The following is an 8,271-nucleotide window of genomic DNA, read 5'->3' as shown; positions in this document are numbered from 1 at the left end:
GCCGCCATTATGAGGCTCATCCATACACCCACCTGCAGCGCCACCGTTGCGGTAACAGAGAGGCACTTTCCGATGATTATCTCAGAGCGCCTTATGGGCATTGCGATGAGGGCTTCACCTGTTTTCATGATCAAAGCTGGACAAGTCTTACAGTATGCCCCACAACACCCAATGTGTTTTTTAGAAATCTCGATGTCAGACGACACAAGTATACTTTAAGAAATAGATTTAAATATTTAATCAAATAATTACTAACGACGATATGATTAAAAAGATATTAAAAATTGTTCTTCTATTATTAGTAATTGCAACTGTTATGTTATTTGCACTTGTCAATTCTAATACAATAATCGGTAGGGATCTACGCTTTGGCGATGCCAATGTAAATCACTACAAAGTATTCCCTTACAATAATATTATAACTCATGGCCCTTACTTTAATTTTGAGAGAAGTGATTCAGAAGAATTAGTCAAAGATATCTTCAGGGATATTGAATACGGCAATAATCAAAGGATAGGGGATCTAGATCTATTTCTTGAGAAAACTAAGACATCTTCATTTATAATAATAAAGGACGATAAAATCCTTTTTGAAAAGTATTATAATGGGTATGATAGGGATTCAATTGTCACTTCTTTTTCTGTTGCAAAATCAGTCACCTCGGCCCTGATAGGCATCGCTATAGATGAAGGATATATTAATTCTGTTTATGATCCAATAACTGACTATATACCTGAATTAAAAGAAAGAGATGAAAGATTTAGTCAAATTAGGATAATAGACCTTCTGCATATGTCTTCGGGAATTAAATATAATTCAGAAGTTGACGATAGAAATACCTATTATGCCGCAGATCTGAGAAAATTAGCCATTGAAAAAACTCAGATTGAAGATAATCCTAATATGAAATTTGAATATAATAATTACCATCCACTTCTACTTGGGATAATCCTTGAAAGATCAACTGGACAGTCAGTTTCGGTATATCTACAAGAAAAGATATGGAAACCTATTGGAATGGAATATAACGCTTCTTGGAGTACAGACGAATTTGAATTTGAGAAGATGGAGAGCGGCCTAAATTCCAGAGCTATAGACTTTGCCAAGTTTGGTAGGCTATACCTAAGGGATGGCATCTGGGATGGAAATCAAGTAATTTCAAAAGAATGGGTAAAATTATCAACTGAGCCATATTTACCCGATATCGAAGGGTACTACCCAGATGTTTCATTTTTTAGAGACCACCATGTTTATTACTCCTTAATGTGGTGGGGGATAAAAAGAAGTGAAAATAGTTATGATTATTTTGCATTGGGAAACTTTGGCCAGTTCATCTATGTTTCCCCAGATAAAAATCTTATTATGGTTAGAAACGGTATAGACTATGGCGAAGGCATGGAAAATGAAGATATTGACTGGTGGCCAGTAATATTTTATGAGTTCTCAAATAGGTTGCCATCATAAATATATATTTTTTTACTTCATATTCCCCAACAATAGCCCTAGGGCAATCATACAGGTAACGCTTAAGAAAATCCACAAGCTGATAAAAGGGTCCCCTTCTCCCATCTTGATATATGAAATAATTGACATTACAATTAATACAATGCTGTATGTAACAGATTTAATCATCACAATCGAAGAAAAAATATACCCCCAAGGATTTCTTTTCCAAAGGTAAATCGCACTAACTATCAAAGCAGGTATCAAAAGAGATAGGTCTGTAGCCCAGACTACGGCAGTTGGGTGATTTGTTTGTAGGACATGTTCTGGTATCTTCCCGCTAACTATAGAGCCAATGGACATAGCAATCCAGAGCCCTCCAAGCAAAGACGCAAAAAATACCATATATCCGCTAATCAATTTAGTTGGAGTTTTCTCATTGAATAGTTTTGAAATCCCTTTAGCATCTATATTAACAACACCAAATAGGAGTGCATATGCAGATAAAGTAAATAATCCAACGTATAAAAGGAAGAAATTGTTATATGCAGTTCCATATAGATAAAAAATATAGTTGTATACCATATACCATAGTGTCCCCATCCAGACAAGAAGTGCTTTTTTTGAACCCTTAATTGAAAAGAATAATCCCAAAATCATTAGGGGAACTGCAAGAAAGAGTGTCACAATGTCATTACCATACAACGCAGTTTTAGTAAATTCGTTATCTTTGTATATTGTTTCTAGGAATATGCCACCTGCAGACGTTATTATGGACAAAGCTATTACTACAATAGAAAGATAAATTGAAGTTCTAAACTTTTCCCTTAACATTTTTACAATCTCCTTTAATATTATTTTTTCTCAAGGTAAACAACTGTTTCTGAGTTTATTTTTATTCCTATAATGAATGGATTTAATTTTGATATTTCATCTTTGGTCATCCCCTCGGTGTTCAATATTAATGATCCTTTTACGCTAATGGTCTCCTGTGGAGATACTTCTTCGTTTACGTCAACTGTAATACTTTTATCTAGGAGCCTTTCTTTTACAGCATCGCTTAGTATAGGCTCAATTGATATTATCCTTGTATTCTCTAAACTTTCATTAGTGATAGAAATGTCATAAATATAACTTGTAAGATATGGATTTTCATTGTTAACACTACCAAGAGACGATGACCACGAGTATACTTTGAATCCAGGGTAATTCGTTTCATTATTGTTTGTGCATCCAGAAAATGCCATTAGATTTAATAAAAAAAAAGTAATAAGTAATAATTCCCTCTTTTTTACCATTTCAATCCCCTTTTGTCATCTCCCACTTATCCTTATTTACATATCCTACAATTGCCCAAACTACTCCGAGTCCGATAAGGCCGTAGCCCGCTATATTGCCTATTAAAAGGAAGAAGGTTCCAGCAGGTATAAATACGATTAATCCTAAAATAAAAAGAGAGCGATAATTTGTCTGCCCCTGTATTTTTTTATCCGCATTTCTATTTAAAATAATAAAAAGCCCGATTATTACCATTAAGATAACTATCAGGTATATATACAAAGCTTCCATACTATTAAATAAATTTTTTAGTATAAAAGAATTACGAATTTTGCTTTAATTTTCCCAAAAAACTTATAAATGGCCCCAATTTCAACATTTATAGTGATTAAATGAAGGCAAATTCAAGTATTATACTAGGTTTTTCTGTAATTGCTTTAATATTAATATTTACAGCTTCTGTATTTTCTCTAAATTATAAACTATCTACTTTAGAAACAAAGGTAAGTGAATCGACAAGCAGATTTTCATCTAATAACTATGAAATTGATAAAAGTCAAACTCTTTTTCTATACGTAGAAGACAGGGACTCTTTAGGAAAATATCTCGAAACTTCGATAATTAAAAATTTGGAAAAAGAGGGATATACAGTAGAATTAATTACTGAATTTAAAGAGAATTATGAAAATCAAACGCTTCTTATCTCTTTGCCTGAGAAGAATATCAAATACAATCCATTTTCACCGAGTTCAAGGATAAGGATGCTTGCCTACTACACCTCTTCAGGGGATACAGAATACTTCTACGATTTTAAGAAAGAAAACAATCCGCCGGTTGTTATGAGGTCTGAAGATGGATACACTGGAGAATTAATCATAGTTTCAAAAATAGTACTTGATAACACTGGGAAAGGCATTATCTCCCTAAATGCATATAGAGAAGATCTAGCAAATTCGCTTGCGACTAGTGTTGGCAAGATAATGAAATAGATTATAATCATTTTTTTGAATATATCATATACTCAACAATCAACAAGAATGCCGGGAAGAGAGTGCTAAGTAGTAGCTGTGTATCAAAACTAATTACTTTAGAGTCTCCAACAATATTCAACCCACGGAATATAAGAAATATTATAGTTCCGAGAGTTATACTTTGAAGGATTCCAAATAACAGGAATATTTTTTCATCTTTATTCATGAATTATTTTTATGCTTTATTTTATATATAATTTGCCCAAAAATATGTATTTGATTTTTAGATAAAAATTTAGAAAAGTATTATATACAAATATACGTTATAGTATGTATATTAAGGTGTTAAGAAATGGAAGGTTCTGAAGTTGTTTCTTCTAAATGTCAAATTTGTAACAGACAATTTAAAACAAGTGAAATGTTTCCTAGTGAATTTGTTAGAGAGCCACTTGTAAAATTAATAAAGAAAAATAATCCTAATTGGGAATCTAAGGGTTACATATGCTTTGACGATTTGAACTACTTTAGGACAAAGTATGTCGCAGAGACCCTTGAGGATGAAAAAGGGGAAATCTCAATACTAGAAAAGAAGGTGATGGATAGCCTTAAACAAAACGAGATTTTATCCCAGAATATTAATATTGAATATGATAGTAAACTAACTTTAGGCGAACGCCTAGCAGACAAATTAGCAGATTTTGCGGGTAGTTGGACTTTTGTATCTATATTTGCAATCTTCTTAGCAATTTGGGTGAGTATTAATAGTATAGTTTTAATCTTTAGGCCTTTTGACCCCTACCCATTTATCTTGCTAAATCTCATATTATCTTGTATTGCTGCAATTCAAGCACCGCTAATCATGATGAGTCAAAACAGACAGGAGGACAAAGACAGACTTAGGGCAGAACATGATTATATTGTGAACCTTAAAGCCGAAATAGAGGTAAAAAATCTAAATGAAAAGATAGATCATCTAATAATGAGTCAGTGGCAAAAATTATTGGAGATTCAAGAAATACAAACTGAGTTAATGCAGGATGTAGTTAGAGAAGTTAAAAATAACATAAAGCAAAAAAAATAGTACAATTCCCTATTTTTTCTTAATTCGCTTCTCCTTTTTTCTTGTGTTAAATTCGTAATTCTGCTTATTTCCTTCATCCAATCTTTTTTTCTTTTTCATTTTACTCCCATTATAATACGATTTCAAGTATATAATAGTATCTTCAGAGACATTTATATATGCTGTTTAACTAATGTATATGGTGTAATTATGAAAATGCCTGCAAATGTAAAAGATATCTTTGAAAAAGAAAGAATACATCAACTTGCAACTGCTTCAAAGAATGGAGAGCCAAACTGCTCATATGTGGGTGCCAAGTATCTGTTAGATGATGAGACTATCATAATAGTGGATAACTTTATGAAAAAAACATTAAGGAATATACTTGAAAATCCCAGGGTGGCAATTGTAATAATTAGAGAAAAAGAAGCATACCAGATCAAGGGTAGGTGCGAATATCTGACTGAAGGGCCAATATATGAAGAAGCTAGGAAATGGATGAAGGCAAAAGGCGATAGATACCCTGCAAAGGGAGCTCTATTAATCAAAGTTACAGATATTTTTTATTCAACTTCAGATGAAAAAGCAGGTCTTCTAATATAATAAAAATATGAATTTAAAAACTAAAGGGAGGTATATAATGAAAATAGGAATCGTTGTCTATTCTCAAACTGGGAATACCTATGAAGTTTCTCAAAAACTTAAGGAATCCCTTTCAAAAGCAGGGAACTCTGTAAGTATCGAGAGGTTTAATGTGGCAAATGAAAAGGAGAGAGACATAAATAAAATAGAGGTTATAAATAGCCCAGATGTATCAAAATATGATGCTTTAATCTTTGGTTCACCTGTTCACGCATTCTCTCTTTCGCCTGCCATGACCGCCTTTATGTCTCAAATCCCGTCCTTAGAAGGTAAAAAAGTTTCATGCTTTGTAACTAAGGGCTTGCCATTAAAGGGAACAGGTGGTAATCAGGCCATTTCAAAAATGAAAGGTATCTGTGAATCAAAGGGCGGAGATTTCTGCGGGTCAGAAATCGTGATATGGAACAAAGACCGCGAAAAACAGATTGCAAAGTTATCTGAAGAAATGTGCGGATTATTTTAATCTTAATTTTTTTATTAAAATTTAAAATTAAATAAAAAAAGAATTTAGATTTAAGCAGACTTCATAACTGGTGATTTTAGTAGTGTTATAGCGAGCACAATGCCCACTACAGCTAGTCCTGCGACAATTAAGAAGAATGGCTGGAAAGCCCCTAAGATATCTTTTGCCTGTGCAGAAACGATACCGCCTATGATTGCACCAGCACCGTATGCAGTATACACTAAGCCATAGTTTCTAGCATTGTCTTTCATCCCAAAGTAGCTAGCAGTGGCAGTTGGAGCTATTGCGAGCCATCCTCCAAGACACCCCCAAAGGATACAGAAGCTCACAATGTATGCCCAAACGCTATTGTAGCCTGTGTATATTACTAAGCATGCAACTATGATTAAAACATATGTTATTATGGCAGTTTTTTTAGGTGAGAGCTTATCTGTAAGTGCCCCAAAAAGAGGTCTGCCGGCACCATTAAATATGGCAAAAGGTAAGATTAAGGCAAATATTAGGCTATTTGCAACATCAGCACTCAATCCCGCGTTAGCAAATACTTCTTTTCCTACGGGGCCAGCAATTCCTATAGCTGTGAGCCCAGCAAGTGTTCCAATGGTGTAACAAATCCATAGTCCTTTGAAGGTCGAAGTCTTTAACATCTGTTCTCTCATGAGGTCGACTTTAGCAGGACCGCTAGAAGTAGTTGCAGTCATACAAGCTGGCTTCCAGCCACTATCTGGGAATCTAAGCATCATGGATAGTACAATACTAAGTATGATAAATACGATACCGAACATTTGAAGAATGTTCATAATCCCCCAGCCGCTTCCTAATAGAAATCTACTAACGTATGTTATAATGGCAGAAGAAAATCCAAATCCTAGGACGGTCAATCCTACTGCAAGACCGCACTTATCTGGGAACCATTGAGCCGAAGTTGTTATAGGTGCACCATAGGCGATTCCAACACCTATACCTCCAATAATTCCGTATAAGGGGATAAGCATTAGGGGTGAGGTAGCAAAGGAAGCTGCAAGCCACCCTATCCCACAAAGAACTCCACCGGCCATACATACTTTCTTAGGCCCCATCTTTCTAATGTAAGGGCCAGCCAATGGCATAAATAGGGCAAAAAAAGCCAAGAATACAATAAATGGCCATGTCATATCCATAGCCGTAGGATTTAATCCTCTAGCCTTGAAGTGATCAAGTAATGGATTTCTTAATACTCCATAGGCATAAATAGATCCAAAGCAAAGATGGAGCATAATGCCCACAATAACAATCGTCCACCGTCCGCCAGGTGGTTCTCCTGAAGATGTTTTTTTACTCATAAATATAACCTCCAATTCAAAGTTAATGGATATCTACCGGTATAATCTCAACATTTGTAATCAAAAATACCCATCAGCAATGTGTGCGATAAGCGAAAAGACTTTTTAAGATTAACGTAAGTTCTTGAAAATGACAGAATATCTTTTATTCTATTGTGGCTTATAATAATCATGAAATCAGAGCCGATCACTTCTAAACTCATTGCCCCATGTGGGATGAACTGTGGAATCTGCATGGCTTACCTTCGAGATAAAAATCATTGTCCGGGGTGCAATGGTCCTGACGATAAAAAGCCATCTAATTCCTGTGTCAAATGTATTATTAAAAACTGTGAAACTATAAAAAAAGCTAGATTCTGCTTTAAATGCGAAAAATACCCCTGTACAAGACTTAGGAACTTAGATAAAAGATACAGGAAAAAGTATGGGATGAGCATGCTCGAAAATCTTGAGAATATTAAAAATCTTGGAATAAGGCAGTTTGTTAAAAATGAAAGAGAAAGGTGGAGATGCCCTGAGTGTGGAGGCATTATTAATGTCCACAGGTGGAACTGTTTTGACTGCGGGGCCGAGAGAAAATAGAATGCCGTTAAAAAACTTAAATAATTTTTATATGTTGCTTTTATAATAAATATATATTCAAAACGTATATTTTATGTATTTTATTTAATTCTAGACAGAATCTATTACCGTTAAATCTTTATAGTTTCTATACCTATAGTAAGCGGGTTAGTTTTTTCTAGATGGATTAACTCCAAATAAGTATCCTGGAGGGGTATTATGGAAACTTTTGAAAGAGACTTTGAAAAGGCAAGAGAAGATTTCAATAAGTTCGTATCATCCTCTGGAAAAGAAAAATTGGGAAGATTTGCAGATGTCATACAAAAAGAGATTGATCAAGTGAAAAACATTATGGATATGAGTGCCCATAATGAGGGAGAAAGAGTAAGAATGTTAAGAGAGCAGTTGTCAAAGTGTGACAATATGGCTTGTGAGGAAAGGGATAGAAATAGAAATATTGATTACACTCCACTTTTTAGGATAATTGAGAACCTTAAGTACGGCGTGGATGAATACGAATCAAGAATGGA

At 34.4% G+C, this 8,271-nt stretch carries 13 protein-coding genes; 8 read left to right on the top strand and 5 right to left on the bottom strand.

Annotated features, from left to right (window positions below; all coding sequences use genetic code 11):
- Together HPY60_10880 and HPY60_10875 are read left to right on the top strand one after the other, a co-directional pair.
- A partial coding sequence (locus HPY60_10880) for a hypothetical protein (protein ID NPV51680.1) occupies positions 1-219 on the top strand: 219 nt, incomplete at its 5' end.
- A gap of 43 nt (positions 220-262) precedes the next feature.
- Positions 263-1,465: a serine hydrolase gene (locus HPY60_10875; GenBank protein ID NPV51679.1), complete on the top strand. Its 1,203-nt coding sequence runs from the start codon at positions 263-265 to the stop codon at positions 1,463-1,465.
- A 12-nt stretch (positions 1,466-1,477) separates the two neighbouring features.
- Here the strand turns inward: HPY60_10875 and HPY60_10870 are convergent, their stop codons facing one another.
- The 3 genes from HPY60_10870 to HPY60_10860 are packed head-to-tail and all read right to left on the bottom strand — an operon-like array spanning position 1,478 to position 3,013.
- The gene (locus tag HPY60_10870; protein ID NPV51678.1) at positions 1,478-2,278 is read right to left on the bottom strand and encodes a hypothetical protein; all 801 of its coding nucleotides are present in this window, start codon (positions 2,276-2,278) and stop codon (positions 1,478-1,480) included.
- 20 nt (positions 2,279-2,298) lie between these two features.
- Positions 2,299-2,742 (bottom strand): hypothetical protein, encoded by a 444-nt coding sequence (locus HPY60_10865; GenBank protein ID NPV51677.1) that lies wholly within the window; start codon positions 2,740-2,742, stop codon positions 2,299-2,301.
- A 1-nt stretch (position 2,743) separates the two neighbouring features.
- Positions 2,744-3,013 (bottom strand): hypothetical protein, encoded by a 270-nt coding sequence (locus HPY60_10860; protein NPV51676.1) that lies wholly within the window; start codon positions 3,011-3,013, stop codon positions 2,744-2,746.
- A gap of 101 nt (positions 3,014-3,114) precedes the next feature.
- Here HPY60_10860 and HPY60_10855 point away from each other — a divergent pair, with 101 nt between their 5' ends.
- Positions 3,115-3,711: a hypothetical protein gene (locus HPY60_10855; GenBank protein NPV51675.1), complete on the top strand. Its 597-nt coding sequence runs from the start codon at positions 3,115-3,117 to the stop codon at positions 3,709-3,711.
- Between the two features lie 7 nt (positions 3,712-3,718).
- On the opposite strand, the gene HPY60_10850 is transcribed toward HPY60_10855, so the two are convergent.
- Positions 3,719-3,919: a hypothetical protein gene (locus HPY60_10850; GenBank protein ID NPV51674.1), complete on the bottom strand. Its 201-nt coding sequence runs from the start codon at positions 3,917-3,919 to the stop codon at positions 3,719-3,721.
- A 126-nt stretch (positions 3,920-4,045) separates the two neighbouring features.
- Here HPY60_10850 and HPY60_10845 point away from each other — a divergent pair, with 126 nt between their 5' ends.
- The 3 genes from HPY60_10845 (at position 4,046) to HPY60_10835 (ending at position 5,858) form a co-directional block, all read left to right on the top strand.
- Positions 4,046-4,774, top strand: coding sequence for a DUF1003 domain-containing protein (locus tag HPY60_10845; GenBank protein ID NPV51673.1), 729 nt, complete (start codon positions 4,046-4,048; stop codon positions 4,772-4,774).
- A gap of 189 nt (positions 4,775-4,963) precedes the next feature.
- On the top strand, positions 4,964-5,356 hold the full coding sequence (locus HPY60_10840) for a flavin-nucleotide-binding protein (GenBank protein ID NPV51672.1): 393 nt from the start codon (positions 4,964-4,966) through the stop codon (positions 5,354-5,356).
- A 37-nt stretch (positions 5,357-5,393) separates the two neighbouring features.
- The gene (locus tag HPY60_10835; protein ID NPV51671.1) at positions 5,394-5,858 is read left to right on the top strand and encodes a flavodoxin; all 465 of its coding nucleotides are present in this window, start codon (positions 5,394-5,396) and stop codon (positions 5,856-5,858) included.
- A gap of 50 nt (positions 5,859-5,908) precedes the next feature.
- On the opposite strand, the gene HPY60_10830 is transcribed toward HPY60_10835, so the two are convergent.
- Complete coding sequence (locus tag HPY60_10830; protein NPV51670.1) at positions 5,909-7,180, bottom strand: OFA family MFS transporter; 1,272 nt, start codon at positions 7,178-7,180, stop codon at positions 5,909-5,911.
- Between the two features lie 171 nt (positions 7,181-7,351).
- Between HPY60_10830 and HPY60_10825 the strand changes: the two genes are divergently transcribed.
- Entirely contained in the window at positions 7,352-7,762 is a 411-nt protein-coding gene (locus tag HPY60_10825; GenBank protein NPV51669.1) for a DUF3795 domain-containing protein, read from the top strand.
- A 198-nt stretch (positions 7,763-7,960) separates the two neighbouring features.
- Positions 7,961-8,271 (top strand): hypothetical protein (locus tag HPY60_10820; protein NPV51668.1); only part of this gene is annotated, 311 nt, incomplete at its 3' end.

Source organism: Methanofastidiosum sp. (genome assembly GCA_013178285.1).
In the GTDB taxonomy this organism is placed as follows: Archaea; Methanobacteriota_B; Thermococci; order Methanofastidiosales; family Methanofastidiosaceae; genus Methanofastidiosum.
Note: the sequence above shows the minus strand (reverse complement) of the source record. Positions and strands in the feature narration are given on the sequence as shown.